This window comes from Lacinutrix salivirga, from assembly GCF_053604675.1.
In genome coordinates this window covers 26,951-43,750 of sequence record NZ_JBSHNP010000077.1, presented here as the reverse complement: position 1 = coordinate 43,750, position 16,800 = coordinate 26,951, and the positions used below count along the sequence as shown (strand labels likewise).

General features: G+C 30.6%; 15 protein-coding genes and 1 tRNA gene. 8 read left to right on the top strand and 8 right to left on the bottom strand.

Annotated features, from left to right (window positions below):
- The first annotated feature begins 1 nt into the window (after position 1).
- The 7 genes from ACVC5O_RS03020 (at position 2) to ACVC5O_RS02990 (ending at position 9,846) form a co-directional block, all read left to right on the top strand.
- Positions 2–334, top strand: a complete 333-nt coding sequence (locus ACVC5O_RS03020) for a type II toxin-antitoxin system RelE/ParE family toxin (RefSeq protein ID WP_452219983.1) — start codon at positions 2–4, stop codon at positions 332–334.
- Entirely contained in the window at positions 318–1,451 is a 1,134-nt protein-coding gene (locus tag ACVC5O_RS03015) for an ImmA/IrrE family metallo-endopeptidase (RefSeq protein WP_452219982.1), read from the top strand. Before ACVC5O_RS03020 ends, ACVC5O_RS03015 begins: the two co-directional genes overlap by 17 nt.
- Positions 1,452–2,768, top strand: a complete 1,317-nt coding sequence (locus tag ACVC5O_RS03010; RefSeq protein WP_452219981.1) for a hypothetical protein — start codon at positions 1,452–1,454, stop codon at positions 2,766–2,768. It begins immediately after the preceding gene.
- Position 2,769: 1 nt separating this feature from the next.
- On the top strand, positions 2,770–5,838 hold the full coding sequence (locus ACVC5O_RS03005; RefSeq protein ID WP_452219980.1) for a type I restriction endonuclease subunit R: 3,069 nt from the start codon (positions 2,770–2,772) through the stop codon (positions 5,836–5,838).
- 11 nt (positions 5,839–5,849) lie between these two features.
- Entirely contained in the window at positions 5,850–6,335 is a 486-nt protein-coding gene (locus ACVC5O_RS03000) for a hypothetical protein (RefSeq protein ID WP_452219979.1), read from the top strand.
- A gap of 19 nt (positions 6,336–6,354) precedes the next feature.
- Positions 6,355–8,412, top strand: a complete 2,058-nt coding sequence (locus ACVC5O_RS02995) for an McrB family protein (protein ID WP_452219978.1) — start codon at positions 6,355–6,357, stop codon at positions 8,410–8,412.
- 69 nt (positions 8,413–8,481) lie between these two features.
- Complete coding sequence (locus ACVC5O_RS02990) at positions 8,482–9,846, top strand: McrC family protein (RefSeq protein WP_452219977.1); 1,365 nt, start codon at positions 8,482–8,484, stop codon at positions 9,844–9,846.
- 34 nt (positions 9,847–9,880) lie between these two features.
- Here ACVC5O_RS02990 and ACVC5O_RS02985 read toward each other — a convergent pair whose 3' ends face one another.
- The 8 genes from ACVC5O_RS02985 to mce form a co-directional block, all read right to left on the bottom strand.
- Positions 9,881–10,915, bottom strand: a complete 1,035-nt coding sequence (locus ACVC5O_RS02985; RefSeq protein WP_452219976.1) for a DUF3871 family protein — start codon at positions 10,913–10,915, stop codon at positions 9,881–9,883.
- On the bottom strand, positions 10,887–11,750 hold the full coding sequence (locus ACVC5O_RS02980; protein WP_452219975.1) for an AAA family ATPase: 864 nt from the start codon (positions 11,748–11,750) through the stop codon (positions 10,887–10,889). The genes ACVC5O_RS02985 and ACVC5O_RS02980 overlap by 29 nt, the downstream gene beginning before the upstream one ends.
- Positions 11,751–11,839: 89 nt before the next feature.
- On the bottom strand, positions 11,840–13,027 hold the full coding sequence (locus tag ACVC5O_RS02975; protein ID WP_452219974.1) for a phage integrase SAM-like domain-containing protein: 1,188 nt from the start codon (positions 13,025–13,027) through the stop codon (positions 11,840–11,842).
- 100 nt (positions 13,028–13,127) lie between these two features.
- Positions 13,128–14,402 carry a DUF3987 domain-containing protein gene (locus tag ACVC5O_RS02970; protein ID WP_452219973.1) on the bottom strand — a complete coding sequence of 425 codons (1,275 nt, stop codon included), beginning with the start codon at positions 14,400–14,402 and terminating at the stop codon, positions 13,128–13,130.
- A complete protein-coding gene (locus ACVC5O_RS02965) occupies positions 14,383–14,676 on the bottom strand; it encodes a helix-turn-helix domain-containing protein (RefSeq protein WP_452219972.1) in 294 nt (97 codons plus the stop codon). Before ACVC5O_RS02965 ends, ACVC5O_RS02970 begins: the two co-directional genes overlap by 20 nt.
- Positions 14,677–14,798: 122 nt before the next feature.
- Positions 14,799–15,623: a hypothetical protein gene (locus ACVC5O_RS02960; protein WP_452219971.1), complete on the bottom strand. Its 825-nt coding sequence runs from the start codon at positions 15,621–15,623 to the stop codon at positions 14,799–14,801.
- An 87-nt stretch (positions 15,624–15,710) separates the two neighbouring features.
- Positions 15,711–15,784: transfer RNA gene (locus ACVC5O_RS02955), tRNA-Ile, on the bottom strand.
- Positions 15,785–15,831: 47 nt separating this feature from the next.
- Positions 15,832–16,248 carry a methylmalonyl-CoA epimerase gene (mce, locus tag ACVC5O_RS02950; RefSeq protein WP_452219970.1) on the bottom strand — a complete coding sequence of 139 codons (417 nt, stop codon included), beginning with the start codon at positions 16,246–16,248 and terminating at the stop codon, positions 15,832–15,834.
- Positions 16,249–16,404: 156 nt separating this feature from the next.
- Here mce and rbfA point away from each other — a divergent pair, with 156 nt between their 5' ends.
- Positions 16,405–16,800: a 30S ribosome-binding factor RbfA gene (rbfA, locus tag ACVC5O_RS02945; protein WP_452219969.1), complete on the top strand. Its 396-nt coding sequence runs from the start codon at positions 16,405–16,407 to the stop codon at positions 16,798–16,800.

The following is a 16,800-nucleotide window of genomic DNA, read 5'->3' as shown; positions in this document are numbered from 1 at the left end:
AATGGATATTACATTTGGGGACAAGAAGTTAAAGAAATACGCCAACAGTGACAGGGATGGACAAAAAAAGTTGGGTGCAGATAGATTTAGAGTCTACAAAAAAAGACTCTCCCAAATTCAAGCAGCAACAACTTTAGAAGACTTAAGATATGCCCCAGGAAGATTTCATGAATTAAAAGAGAACAAAAAAGGAAAATGGGCTTGCGATTTAGACCATCCTTACAGACTCATTTTTACCCCTCAAGAAAACCCAATACCTACAGATGAAAATGGAAAATATATTTGGGTTGAAATTTCAGGAGTAGAAATTATTAACATTGAAGATTACCATTAAACAGAAAACTAAAGAAGGGACAAATATGGCAACTATTAATCAGTATTACCCAGAAAGTGTTACACACCCTGGCGACATATTATTAGAGGCATTAGAAGAAAGAGAGTTAGGAGCAAAGGAATTTGCAGTAAGAACAGGAAAACCAGAAAAAACTATTACAGCAGTGCTAAAGGGTGAAAGTGCTATTACACCAGATATGGCAGTGTTATTTGAACAAGTTCTTAAAATACCTGCTCATTTTTGGATGAATGCCCAAAGCAATTTTGACGAGTATCAAGCAAGAGTTAACTTTCAGTTAGCTATTGATGATGCTATAGAATGGGCTAAAAAATTTCCTTATGCTAAAATGGCAAGTATGGGCTGGCTTCCTAAAACCTTAAAAATTAGAGAAAAGGTAGTTTATTTATTTAACTACTTTGAGGTAGCTAGTACAAAAGCTTGGGAAGATTATTACATCAACCAAAAGCTTCAAGTGGCTTTTAGAATTTCATTAAAAGACCACGAAAACGCTACTGCTATTGCATCTTGGTTAAGACAAGGAGAATTGCAGTCAGAGCTTTTAGAAGCACCTGAATTTGATAAATCTACATTTAAGAAACTATTGCCAGAGATAAAAAAAATAATGGCTCAACAGCCTGATGATTTCTTTGAGCAACTACAAGCCTTATGCTTAACAGCAGGAGTAAAAGTAGTACACACTCCTTGTTTACCTAAAACAGCTATTCATGGCTCTACCAGATGGATTAACAATGTGCCACTTATACAATTAAGTGGTAGGTATAGAAGAAATGATATTTTTTGGTTTACATTCTTTCATGAAGTAGGTCATATTTTACTACATGGTAAAAAGTATATCTCTATTGAAAATGTAGCCTATGCAGGAGAAAATGAAGACTATGAAGCGGAGGCTGATGCATTTGCTTCAAACATTATTCTGTCTGAAAAAGAAGAAGCTGAAATTTGCAGTAACAGACAATTAACTACTGATGATATTGTAAGATATGCTAATAAATTTGGCACACATCCAGCTACAATTATTGGTCGATTACAACACAAAAAAGTGATTCCATTTGGAGTAGGAACTGAATTCTTTGAACCTATAAATTTCTGCGACTAATTGAGTACTTACCCTAAATACAAACCTGTTACTTTTGAGTATGTAAAACAAATTCCTGAAGATTGGGAGTTTTTACCAAATATTGCTCTATTTGAGGAAAGCAAACAAAAAGGGTTTCCTAACGAAGAGCTTTTAGCGGTATCCATAAAAAAGGGAGTCACTAAAACAGGAGAAATAGATAAAAAAGACTCTTCAAATGAAGATAAGTCAAATTATAAATTGTTAAATATTGGAGAAATTGCCTACAATCCGATGAGAATGTGGCAAGGTGCTCTGGGATTAAGTCCTTATAAAGGTATTGTCAGTCCAGCGTATATTGTTCTGAAAGCTAAAAAAACATTAAACACAAAATTCTACCATTATCTATTTAGGACTAATTTTTATACTAAATATTCAAAACAACATTCTTATGGTCTTTGTGATGACCAATTAAAATTAAGGTATCCTCAATTCAAAAGAATGTATTCTTTTGTGCCACCTATAGAAACACAAAACCAAATTGTTGCTTATTTAGAGGAAAAAGAAAAGCAAATTAAGAAGTTTATTAAAAAGAAAAAACAGTTAATTATCTCTCTTAAAAATCAAAAAATAAACATCATTAATGAAACCATTCACAAAGGTTTAAATTCTAATTACAAAACGGTTAAAACAGATATAGGATATACGCTATACCATCCAGAGAATTGGAATAAAAAACCTTTAAAATATGTTGTTAAACATGTTTCAGAGAACACCAATCAATATAAAAAAGGAGAATATTACCTACCTCTTGAAAACATAGTTAGTTATTTTGGTGAACACACCTATCAAAATGAAGATGTGTACTTTGAAAGCAATGTTAAAAGGTTCAAAGAAAATGATGTGCTATTCAGCAAATTAAGACCTTATCTAACAAAATCTGTAGTAGCTCAAGTTGATGGTTTATGTGTTGGAGAAATATTAGTATTTAGACCAAGAAAAGAAATTAATCCTGAATTTCTTAATTACATTCTACTTTCCCAAAGATTTATTGATTTTGTTAATAGTTCATCTTATGGAACTAAAATGCCAAGAGCAAGTTGGGATTTAATAGGTAGAGTAGAAATTTCTTATCCAAAGGATTTAGAGCTCCAAAAAGAAATTGTTCTTAAAATTAAAAATAAACTTAATAATATTGATAGGACAATAGAAAAAACATCGGAAGAAATAAAACTTGCAGAAGATTTACTAAAAAGTCAAATTGAACAGGTTGTAACTGGTAAAATCCAAGTCCCTAATACTTTTAATGATTATATTAACATAGCAGCAGAACCTATTACAATCTACAAGACATTATAATATGCAGACCACAGACTATAGCGAAAGAGGATTTCAAGAACTCATAGTTAAAGAACTATGTGAGCAAGGATATACAGAAACGTTTTCAAAAGACTTTAATAAAGAGTTTTGTTTTAACCTCCAAGAGCTATGGCATTTTATAAAAACCACACAACCTAAAAAATTCGATTTCATTCAAGATAAAGGTGAAAGAAAGTTTTTATTGCGGTTAGATAAAAAAATAAGGCAAGATGGTATTGTAGATACCTTAAGAAAAGGTGTTAAACACTATGATAAAACCATAGATTTATTTTACCCACAACCACCATCTGTTTATAATAAAAAAGCACAAGATTTATTTGAAAAAAACCTGTTTACAGTAACCCAAGAGTTAATGTACACAGAGGCTAACAGAAACGAAATAGATTTAGTGGTTTTTTTAAATGGGATTCCAGTTGTAACAATGGAGCTTAAAAATGCCTTTACACACCAAGCTGTAAAAAACGCCATAAAACAATACAGAAATACCAGAGACCCAAAAGACCTTATTTTCAACTTTGGTAGATGTATGGTGCATTTTGCAGCAGATACAGATTTGGTATATATGGCTACAGCATTAGCCTACGATAAAACATTTTTCTTACCATTTAATAAAGGGTTAAATGATGGTGATTATGTAGCACCTTTTGGTGCTGGAAATCCTGAAGTTAATGAAGGTATAAAAACATCCTACTTATGGAAAGAGATTTTAGAGAAAAGAAGTTTTACAAACATAATAGGACAGTTTGCACAAATAGTAAAAGATGATGATGACCCTTGTAACAGAAAATTAGGGACAAAGAAAAAGAGAAGTCCTAAACTTATTTTCCCAAGATACCACCAACTAAAAGTCGTTAGAGATTTATTGTATGATGTAAAACATCAAGGTATTGGTAAACGGTATTTAATTCAGCATTCTGCTGGTTCAGGAAAGTCCAACTCTATAACGTGGTTAGCGCATCAATTAGTTGGTTTGTATGATAAAACCAATACGAACCACTTGTTTGATTCTGTTATTGTAGTTACAGACAGAACTGTTTTAGATAGGCAAATTAGAGAAAACATTAAACGGTTTGCTCAAGTAAAATCTACTGTAGAAGCTATTACAGGAAAAGGTGGTTCTAAAACCTCACAATTAAAAGAAGCATTAGCCAACAAGAAAAAAATTATTATTTGTACTGTACAAACATTTCCGTTTTTACTCAAGGAAATGGATGATTTACAGGAATCCAATTTTGGAATTATAATAGATGAAGCCCACAGTAGCCAAAGTGGCGATACTGCTGCTAAAATGAATGCAGCTTTAGCAGGAAAAGGCTTTGATGATTTACCAAAAAATGAAGATGGCACCATAGATACTGATGACATTGTAAACCATATTATTGAAAGTAGAAAAATGCTGAAAAACGCTAGTTACTTTGCATTTACTGCTACCCCAAAAAATAAAACTTTAGAGACTTTTGGCGTGCCTTATAAAGATTTTGGTGATGATGGTTTAGAAAAAACCAAATTTAAGCCTTTCCATACCTACTCTATGAAACAGGCTATTGAGGAAGAGTTTATTCTAGATGTGTTGGCAAACTATACCACTTACAATTCTTTCTATAAGCTTATATCGCAAGCCAAAGAACATAAGGAGTTTGAAATAAAAGATGCCAATAAAAAATTAAGGTCTTATGTAGAAGGACACAAGTTTGCTATTAAAGAAAAAGCCATAATAATGGTTAATCATTTCCATCAAGATGTACATCATTTAATTAATGGAAAGGCAAAAGCAATGATAGTATGTAAAAGTATTGCTTCTGCAATGAAATACAAAGATGCAGTAGATGATTACCTAAAGGAAATAAAATCCCCTTATAAAACTATTGTAGCTTTTTCAGGTAAGAATAAACATTACAGTACTGGTGTAGAAATGACAGAAGCAAGTATGAATAATTTTGCTGATGGAGACAATGACATTCCTTGTAAGTTTAGAAAAGACAAGTACCGTTTTTTAATTGTTGCTAATAAATACCAAACTGGTTTTGACCAACCTCTATTACATACCATGTATGTAGATAAACAATTGTCTAGTGTTGCAGCAGTACAAACATTATCAAGATTAAATAGAGCACATAAACCCTATAAAAAAGACACTTTTGTACTAGACTTTTTTAATAAGCTGGATGATATAAAAGTAGCTTTTCAAGACTACTACACAACTACCATTTTAAGTGAAGAAACAGACATAAATAAGCTGAATGACTTACAAGACGATTTAGCAAAATTTCAAGTCTATTCTCCTGAACTTGTTGAAGAACATTTTACATTATACTATAATAATGTAGATAGAAACAAAACAGAACCACTGATTAAAAGAGGTGCATATTATTTTGACAGTGAATTAACCAAAGATGAAAAAATCAGCTTTAAATCTCAAGCAAAGTCCTTTGTTAGAACCTACAGTTATTTAGCTAAAATTGTTGATGTTCAAAACCCAGAATGGGAAATGTTATGGCTGTATTTAAAGTATTTAACACCCTTGCTAAAAATTGATGAGGAACCAGATGATGAAGACATCATTGAGGCTATTAATATGGATAGTTACAGAGTTTCTAGACACCAACAAGGAAAAATAGATTTAGTTGCAGAGCCAGCTTCTATTGAGCCTATTCCTGTGAGTGAAGGTGGTTTTGGAACAGAAAAAATGTTTGACACCTTGGAAAGCATCATAAATGAATTCAATAAACGATTTGGCGATATTGAATGGACAGATAATGACAAAGTAAATCAAAGGTTAAGTATTGAAATTCCAAGAAGAATTAGAGAGAATGAAGCACAAATGGCTGTATTCAACAATTCTGATAAATCTAACGCTAAAGACTATATGAATAAAATAGTTACAGATGTTATGAAAGAGCTAATCTTCTCTTCAAAAGGAGATTTGGTAGTCGATACAGAAATCTATAAAACCTTTGCAGATAATGCAGATTTTAAACAGAAATATGTGGATATGATGTTTGATATGTTTTGGAGCAATAGGAATAATGAAAGCAGAACACACAAATGATTTAAAATACTATGACAGATACAGATGATTCATATATTCATGACCCTATTGAGGTTGTATTTAAAATGCTTCAAGAAGGAAAACAAAAGGATAAAGCTTTGTCAATCACAAATGGTATTACTGAAATTGTAGATAATCCAGATATTGAGTTTGCCACAAAAAAAGCTATCAGTCATATTTTCGCAAGTGTTTATGCTTGGAATGATGACTATCTAAATGCTAGAAAATACCATTTCAACTTTCTAAATGATGATGAATTCTGCACAAAATATCATGAAACTGTTGAAAGTTATTTGGCTTTAGTTTTTGCCAAAAACAAAGTAGAATTTATCAATCAAATTCTTGTTGAGTTTCCAATAATAAAATCAGATTTTAACGAGATATATAAAGCATATTTAGGTTCTGTGGTCAACCCTAACAGTGAAGAATATTTTGATGTGAAACTAATGAGAAAATATAATCTATTACTACATGCTAAAAGGCTTTATGTAGATTAAGTAATACTTGAAAACTATAATGAATAAAGCAAGCTTTTTTAAACTACAAATAAAGGATGATACTAGAAATATCAATAGAGTTGATGAAGTATTAGCAGACAATAGAATTACATCTAATCTTGAATATTCTGGAGAAACATTTAATGGTTTAGAAAAAGGTGATATTGTTTTAGTGCACAAGGGTAATGCAGCAGAAGCTTTAGTTGAAATACTCTATAAAATTTCCAACAATACAGAAATTACAGGAACTTCATTTGGAGTAGATTATAAGGTTAAAGTTTTAAGTTACTTTAAAGACTCTGATAGCTTTCCTTATCATGCAATTGGTGAAAACAAGATAGGTTTTTCAAACACGTTTTCCCCTTTAACAGACACAAAAACAAAAACATACAATTTCATTCTTAATTGGTATAGTACTATTGTAAAAACAAATATTATGGAAAACATCAAAGTTTCTGAAACTAGACAAGAAGAGATTAAAACACTTTGGAATAAATATAAAAGTGAAGTTTCAGATGCTGATAAAAACCACATAGAATTTGAAGTAAAGAAACTGCTTGATGAGTGGAAGCTATACCGTGATAAAATTGAATCAAATACCTTAGAGCTAGAAGATTATACTAATAGAATAAATAATATAGAAGCAACCTTGCCTGGAGGCTATTTATGTAACTTTTTAGAACGTACAACAAAAACAGTTTTTGGCTCTTCTAAGCCAGGAACAGCTAACAATTTTGGAGTCAAGCTAAATGAAAATAATACTTATGCCATTGGTAATGACAACTTGGAAACATCAAAAGAAAATGCAGAAGAGTTTTATGCTAATGAAATCAAAGGATTAATAAAAGAAATCACAACCACCAAAGACATTACAGTCAAGGTACATGAGGTAGAAAACAGCAATTACAGAGCAAAACAAATTTTAAGAAAATTAGCTGTTTTAGATAACCTATATGATTTTATTTATATCTATTCGGACCCTATTATAGATACTTTACACAATGAATTGTTAAACTCTGAGACATCAGGTAATTTGGGTAAAAACTACGAAATTAGAAAAGTATTAAATGATATACTTAACATACAAGATAATCCAATTGAAAATGTTTTACTTTCTAGATTTTTATGGAAGTATGGAAATACACAGGGTTTAGCAGATGTAAATACTCCAAATGTGATTTTATATGGTCCTCCAGGAACAGGTAAAACCTATGCCGTAAAAAACAGTTTAGACTTCTTATGTCAAGGAGACAGAAGTAGGTATGAATTTGTTCAGTTTCACCCTTCTTTTACTTACGAAGATTTTATTGAAGGTATTAAACCTAAAGGTGTAACAGAAAATGGAAATATTAAGTTTGAATTGGTTGATGGTGTTTTTAAACGTTTTTGTAAAAGAGCTAAAGAAAACTTGGACAAAGACTACTATTTTGTTGTAGATGAAATAAATAGAGCCAATTTATCATCAGTTTTTGGTGAAACATTATTATGTATTGAAAAAGAGTATAGGCATGATGGCAAAAATGACCAAAACCTTATAAAAACGCAATATTCCCCTTTAATTGAAGATATGATTAAAGAGGATAAAAAAAATAAAGGCTTGGCTTATCATTTTATTGATGGTGATGCTTATTTTGGCGTACCTAAAAACGTGTTTTTTATAGGTATGATGAATGATGTTGATAAAAGTATTGATGCTTTTGATTTGGCTCTAAGAAGACGTTTTAAATGGATAAGAAAAGATTGCGATTATGATGTCATTGAGAATGAAGTAAAATTTAGAAATGGGGAAGGTTTTTATAATATTGAAAAATATACTAAATCCTGTAAAAACCTCAATGACTTTATAAGCGAAGAACTAGGCATGGGGAAATCCTATGAATTTGGACATTCTTTTTTTATGAAAATTACTGATATAGCAAGCAGTAAAACTATTTCTTCTAAAAATTTAAAAGTGCTATTTAATTTACATTTAAAACCTACCCTTAAAGAATACTTAAGGTCTATGTTTGCTGAAGGTCAATTAGACAACAAATTAGAAGAAGCTTTATCTGTTCTTATAAATCCTATTAGTAAATAATAGATGAAAATAAGTGTACCAACAAATCATAATTTTTATGAAGAAAAGCCAATAGTTGAAAGCCAATTAATGGAAGGGTTTGGAGCAAAAAACAAAAAAGAAACGAAGCACATTAGGGAACATCTTTTTTCTTCAACCTTCCATTTTACAAGTAAAAAAGAAAGTCTAGAACAAATCAAAATCTTTGGTTTTAAAGAACAAAGAAATAAACTAGAAGATGAGGAACAACTTGTATTAAAACTATATGCAAAAGAAAGTAATATTGAAGAGAAAAAATATATAGTTCAAACTGGTTTATTTGCTGGAACAATCTACCATAAAGATGTACAGTTCAACATAGGAACACCTTATGGAGATACTTTTTTAAAACGTATGTTAAACTTTGTCAATGATATTTATGTTGACAATCAGCCCACTAAGGCAGATAAAACAGAAGAAACTAATGAATTCCAAAACATCATTGCTTTTCTCTTTATCCAATCTTTAGAAAAAGCAGCAGTTTTAGGGCTACCTAAAACCTATCAATCAATTACAGAAAGAAGTAATAAAGTTCGTGGTAAAATAGACTTAAACGCTTACTTAAAACAAGATATTCCTTTTACAGGAAAGTTAACTTCAACCTATCGAGAACAAATATATGTTCAAGAAATTATAGATATTCTTTACTTAGCGTGTAAAACTCTTGAAAAGAAGTTTGGTAAAGAAATACACACAAAAATATTAGGTATCTATCAATTACTGAAACAAAACTATTCAGGTGTCTTTCCTCAAGCTGCTGTAATAGAAAAAGCAAAGCATCATGTGGTATTGCAAAACCCAATGTTTTCTAATTTTAAAAAAACCATTGGATATGCTGAAATCATACTTAAGGAACAAAATTTATTAATATCCAAAGAGGACAATAAACTTTCTACAAATGGTTATTTATTTGATATTTCACAACTATTTGAGGTCTATTTAGAAAAGCTTTTAAGTCGTTACTTTAAAGATTGGCATGTTACTGGTCAAGAAGAATTGAAGGTTTATAAAAAAATGTTCTATAGCCGTAAAATGTTTCCAGATTTAGTAATGAAACATAAAAAAACAAATAAAATAATCGTTTTTGATGCTAAGTTTAAAAAAATGAGACTTCTTACAACACAAAGTAGTTACTCGGATTTAGATAGAAGTGATTTTTATCAAATCCACTCTTACATCCAATATTATCAACCTAATGTGATTGCAGGTGGTTTAATTTATCCCTTGTCTAAAGAAATTAATACAACAACAACTTACTCTAAAAACTTGTTTGACAATCAAGAACTCAACACTAAATTTATAGTAGATGGAATTCATATTAATAAAAAGATGAGTATGTCTGATATTAATAAAAAAGAAAAAGAGTTTTTGCTCAGGATAGAAACATTAATTAAAGAACAACCATCAAAAAAATAACCCAACCTCTAAATTAATAGAGATTGGGTTCTACTCAACTCAAAAACCAACGATGTTTAGAATCACCATTGATAGCATTTGCCAAACCTTGAGTAAAATCAAAGGCATTGACATTTCTTGATAGAAAAGAGTCTATATAAGAGCTCTTATTAGCTCCTGTGAAGAGATTATATACATTCCAAAGGTTAATATCTCCATTCTTGTTTCTACAAAAGCTATCATCTAAATAATAGTCTTTAGCTACTGTAGAAACCTGTCCATCATTAAGCATTAATTCTGGAATTAGAGATTTCTCTTGTTTTGGTAAAAAGTTATATAATCTTGCTCTACCTATAAGCTGAGCAAATTGCTGTTCAGTTAAATTATGCCGAGATAATTGCTTCATTTCCTGTAAATGAGATTGTGCATTGTAATTCTCAATTAAGTCCATAATTTTAGACTGTAATTCAGAATAGTTCCCTACTCGCATTTCATCTTGATACCCATCTGTAGAAATACATAGATTACAACACACCATATTTTGAAAACCAATAAAGAACTTAAACTTTTCATACGTTTTTCTGTTATATAGGTTTTCTTGATTGTAAGCTCTTACACCTCCAACAGTTAATGAAACATCATGACCATTTATGTTTTCTGTAATAGATGGAATTCTAATGATGAACGCCATCCTCTCAAAATACTGAGTTTTTTCATGTTCTAAAAGCTCTTTTACAGGCTTGTAAATGGCATCAGCAGTTCTACCCTTAATTTGATGAGAAACTCTAACCTCTGGAACTTCTATTGTATGATGAGAAAACACCTTTCCAACACAGTCTTGAGCTATCTCTATAAACTCTTGATGTGCTAATGTTTTCTCATTATCTTTACTAAATACAGGAATAATACAATCATGTTTTAAAGTAGAAAGGCTAACCTCCTTTGTGTTAGCCTCTATAAATGGGTTATGTGGATATACTTTATTTTCTGAAGGTATTTGCAAAGGATGCACAATTTCAGGAATACCTTCAGGATTATTAAATACTCCATTACGTTGCTTGTTAAGCTCTGTTACTGATACTATTTCCATTTTGACTAAAATTTTCTGGTTTAACTAATTGTTCTAACTGGTCTTTTTTAGCTTGATACAAAGCTTTTAACGGCAACTGAAAACTAGGATACTCTTTATATAGTTCCATTAACTGACTAACAGTTAAGCACTCTTCTATTTGCTGTTTTACATCTTCCTCTTTAATAGGAGAAGTACACCATTCCAAAATTCGTTTACCTGTAGCTGTGTTAATCATAAATTCTGGCTTTCCAGAAAACAGATTAGTTCTGTCTTTACTCGCTATAGCAAAGTGTTTAATATCTATATCAAATACTATAGTAAATTCATAAGAAACATCATCTCGTTGTACAGCTTTAAGTCCAACTTTTTCAGGAACATATTTTCCATCTTTTTGTTGTAGCACATAATCTTGTTTTGTCCTCATAGTTGCTATAACATGAGCGTCACATTGTAAAATCTTATTTATAAATGCTTTTTGTCTTGGTGTAACCTTACTCCAATTAGCAAAAGAATTACCAGGTAGTTTAGAATGATAATCTAAAAGCTCATCCCATACTTGAGATATGGAATCTAATATAATCACTTCCATACCTGCTTCTTCACAAATAGTGATAGCTTCTATAAATTTCTCTGGTGTATAAGGTGGTTGCAATGGTAATACATTGTAGTTACCCAAATGAGCATATAGGTCAGCTGAACCATTTTCTGTATCAATTACAGCCACTTTATCCAGTTGGTCATTAGTTAGTCCTTTAGCCAATAAAAGAGAACTTAAACTCTTGCCTGAACCTGATGAACCTTGCAGAGCCATTTTAATTTTTGCTTGTTGTCTTTCTGATTTTCTTAATTGCATAATAAAATTATTTAAAGATTAATATTTATATGAAAACAGGCTAATCCCAAATGAAATTAGCCTGTTGTAAAATGAATTTTTGTAATAAGTTATAGGTCTATAAATTTCCTGTTTTCTATATCTAAATCTTCATTTGAAAACTCTTTTAGATAAGCTATAGTAATAGAAACATCACCATGACCCATCATTTCCGTAATTTTCTCAATGGGTGTCCCAACCATCTTCAAAATAGTTGCGAAACTATGTCTAGCCACATAAGAGGTAGGTTTCTTATTAATACCTACTAATGAGGCAATCTCCTTTAGTTTTGAATTATATCTTCGAAGCACCTTATGTTTCCTGTTTGCTATCTGTTGTGGTGTTAAATCATTACTTAATAGAATTGGGAACACATAGTCTGTTGGTCGATTTTGTTTCTTATAATAATCTAGAATGTCTTTTACTGGTGGGATAATTTCTAAATTTAATTTCCCTTTTGTTTTTGACCTTACATAATAGATTCGGTTATTCTGTATATCTGACCATTTTAAGTAAACCATATCATGAAAGTTCATACCTCTACAATAAATGGAAAACATAAAATAATTGTGCGCTTCTAATAAAAGTGGATGTTCTGAAACATTCAGATTTTTGATTAATTTGTACTCTTCAACTGACAAAGCAATTTTTCTAGATTCAGATTTAAGTTTAGATACTTTATAATCTTCAAAAGGATAGGGTTCTTTTGGGATGGTTTTTCTTTTCCTTGCTTTATTATATAACGCTCTAAACATTCTCATTTTAAATGCTACTCCACCACCTTTACTACCTCTTTCTCTTAAAAAGACTTCATATTTCTCCAAGAATATGGGTGTAACACTACTAAATTTAACCCCTTTTCCTTTATATTTGATTATTGAATCTCTGGTGTCCTTATAAGCTTGAGCTGTACCTATGTTTCCTGCTCTAGTTGTTTCGTCAATAATTTCATTAAAGAAATCCATGACATTAACTTCTTTATCCCTTTTGGTTGTTCTGAATTCTTCTTCAAATTCTTCCAAATTAAAATCCTGTTGGTTCAGTTTAAATGACCTTATAATCTCTAATGCTCTAGCTTTTAACTTTAATAGCATTTCATTTTCTGTTTGATAGCTTGGATGGTGTTTTGTAAATGATTCGTTTATAAAATGTTCCTTTTTACAGTACAGTCCTAAACTTATTTTCTTACGTTTTCTGTCTTTTAGTATTCTTAAGTAAACAGCATACTTGCCATTAGCCATAGGTTTCCCATCAAGCATCAATTTGATTGTTGCTCTTATCATATTTTTTGTTTTAAATTTTGAAATAAACTGCCTCAGAATAGAGGCAGTCATTACAGTAGTTGCAGTAATTACATACTTACATTCGTTTTTTGTACTTACCTCTACTTTGCTTAAAAATGTATTTTCTCTTTTTCCACTGGACTAACTTATCATCTATAGTCCTTGTAGGTATGCCAAATTTCACCCCAACATCAATTGCCTCTTGCCTCGTGAAAATTGATTTTAAGTCATCCAAGATGTTTTCATCTTGTAACGATAAATCTCCTGTTTCAATAGAGTTGAAGGTAAACTGACAATGCCTTAACAAGGTTTTCATTAATTGTGAAGCAACTAAAAAGTCATTATTTGAGCAAAACAACTTACTTTCTTTTTTGATATTTGATTTATTCCTTAAAACTGTTAATATCATTGCAATTCTAAAGAGAATTAAACCATGTCTGTGTAAATTTGATATGAACGATTGTGAATGGTTATTAACAATATCTGTTCTTATGGGTCTAATAATGCTTAAAAATTTCTCCTTTTGTTGGTCTGTGAAACTGAACTCAATTGGATTTTTAAGTTTTACTAATTCTCCATACAAATTGAATATATCTTTACCTACTTCGTCAAATACTACTTTATTGTTTTTTGTTTTTGCTGCAAACACATCTTTAAAATCTGTGATTTCATCAAAATTGTAAATCATAAACCTCGAAAACAAACCATTTTCTCTGGATTTTATCAAGGGTTTCAATTGGTCTGGTGTACCACTAATAACCATAGATAGTTTTGGCTCCTTAATATCAACAAACACTTTATCTGTTTTTCTACTAACAGATACTGGCTCATGGTGAAACGCCTTTCTTAAAACATCAGAAAAATTACTCCAGTCGTTTTTAAGCATATTACTCAAGGTATCTGCCTCTGATTCCATTATAAGTAATCCATGCTTACTTGAATCTAAAAATGAATGCATTTCTGCGCTACTTATATTAGCTGGCAAAATTTTCACTTTTATATCAGGACATTTATCAGACTCACTTTTCTTGTTTTTATTACTTTCTTCACAAATTAAAAATTGGCTTTTACTTTCATTAAAAATTTTATCGTGAATTGGTTCTATTAACAATCTTGAATAGTTCATAACTCCTTTTCCAGATGCTGCTGGTGCAATTACCATTAGATATAGGTGAGGGTAAACAAAATCTCCATCATAAATCCCATTAACATTAGGCAAACAGCTACTTAAGACTCCTAAACTTGACAACAATACAATATCCTTTTCTCTACTTTCAAAAGGCTCTGTCAGCCTGATTAGTTCTTCTGGAAGCCTTTTGTAAATATGCTTTTCAATTAATCTTCTTTCCATTACCATTTCTTTTTAAATGATTAAAAATATCTTCCTCTAAAACTCTTTTGCTTTCTGATATACTTTGTAACATCCAATTATCCAAATCTGACTTTCTGAAATAGATTTTGCCTCCGTTTGGTTTAGTAAACTCAATAGCTTTTTTATGTGTTAATTTGTATAAAAAGGATTCACTTACATCTAAATAAATTAGTGCTTCTTTAAAACTCAATATCTCCTTATAAGCAATCATTTGTGCTCTTTGAAGATTTTCTACATTCTCTGTATTTTCCATCTTTCATAATTTTATGACACCTTGCTAGCATAAAATTTAGGCATCTGATTCTGATGCAATATTAGAGGATATTATAACTGAAAGTCAGTATCTGTGAGAATCGTGTGAGGTAATGTGTGAGGTTATTTTGGGAAGTTTTCAGAAAAGAAAGCTCTAATTTTATCGAGGTCTGAATTACTTTTATTTTTTATTCTATTTATAGTACTTTCATAGTTGCTTACAGATAAAATAGCTCCTGATTTGGTTTTAAACCTTTCAGATTCTTCTATTCTTTTTCTAGTCAAATCTATAAATAGATTAGACATTTCATTGAGCAGGCAAACTATGTTTTCTGTACTGGTATTAAATCTAACTGTTTCTTTAATTTCAATATAATTCAAAACAGAATAAAAGTCTTCAAAACTATATTCATCAGCATCTATAAATAAATTATCATCCATGAAATCATAGATTTTTTGTAAATCTTTTCTTGAATATTTTGGCTTTAAAGTGAAGTACGAAACTTCATTATTTTCCAATTCTAATGGAAATTGGTATTTCTTTTTTAAGTAGTCTTTAATTTCTTCTGAAGGTTTTAAGCAAATGGGAAAAGTAGATATAACTTCAAAATTATCATCTTCAATGTATTCAAATGAATTTAGAATAGTATTCCAGTATTTGAACTTCTCTTTATTGTTCAGCTTAACATTTGATAGGTCAATTTCAGATTTAATATCATTAGTAATTTTCCAAAGCAACTCTTTTAATTCAGTTTCAAATTTTGTTTCCAAAACCTCATTATTAATGGCACTATAATAACTTATTATCCCTTTAGAGTAATCAATATTTAAAGGCTGCTCTTCTTCATTAATATACTTTTTAATGAACTTATTTATCAAACGCTCAACATTTGTTGGGTGTATAAAGTTTTGAAGGTTTACAATTGCTGTAGGTTGAAATGTGTTCATACTTCAAATCTACTAAATGTTGCCGATATGTTGCAGGTAAAATAAAAAAGCACCTACAATAAAATTGTAAGTGCTTGATTTTAAAAGTGGTCCCACTTGGGCTCGAACCAAGGACCACCTGATTATGAGTCAGGTGCTCTAACCAACTGAGCTATGGGACCAAAATTGGTCTGCAAATCTAATATTATTTTTAAAACGCTACAAGATTTTATTTCTTTATTTCTTCTTTTATTTCCTGACAAAGCTCAATTAATACACCATTAGACGATTTTGGGTGTAAAAAAGCGACTAATTTATTATCTGCTCCTTTCTTTGGTGTTTCGTTTAAAACGATAAAACCTTCCTTTTTTAAGCGTTTAATTTCAGCTTTAATATCATCAACATCAAAAGCAATGTGATGGATGCCTTCTCCCTTTTTTTCAATAAACTTTGCTATTGGACTGTCTTTTTTTGTAGCCTCTAGCAATTCTATTTTATTCTCGCCAACTTTAAAAAACGAGGTGTTTACGCCTTCGCTTTTAACGTCTTCCATCTTATAATGAGGCTCGCCAAATAGTTTCGCAAATAATGCGTTAGACTCTTTTATGTCTTTTACAGCAATACCTATATGTTCAATTTTATTCATCAAAATATGTTTCTTTTTTAAAAAAATACTATATTATATACTTAACTCTGTTGCTTTTAAGTCACGAATTTTGACCATAAAAGTAAGATAATATTTAAATATCGCCTATTTTTGCAGTTTAGAAGCACAAATAGGCTTTTAATAAAACACATTATATTGGAAGAAAGTCAAAGACAAAAAAAAATAGGATCTGTATTACAACGCGATTTAGTAGATGTACTACAAACTGCTGCAACGCAAGGCGGAATGCGAGGTGTACTCATCTCTGTATCTAAAGTTAAGGTGACTGTAGATCTCTCTGTAGCAAAGGTTTACTTAAGTATTTTCCCAAATGATAAAGCCAAAGAGCTTATTGTTGGGATTCGCTCTAACACACCTTTTATAAGACACGAATTAGCGCAACGTACTAGAAACCAGTTACGTCGTATGCCTAATTTAGAGTTTTTTGTGGATGATTCTTTAGAGTATATAGACCAGATTGAAAAATCTCTAAAAGGCGAAGAAAACCCTATTAAAAATCCAGACTTATTAGGAAACCGTAAGCAGTCGTAG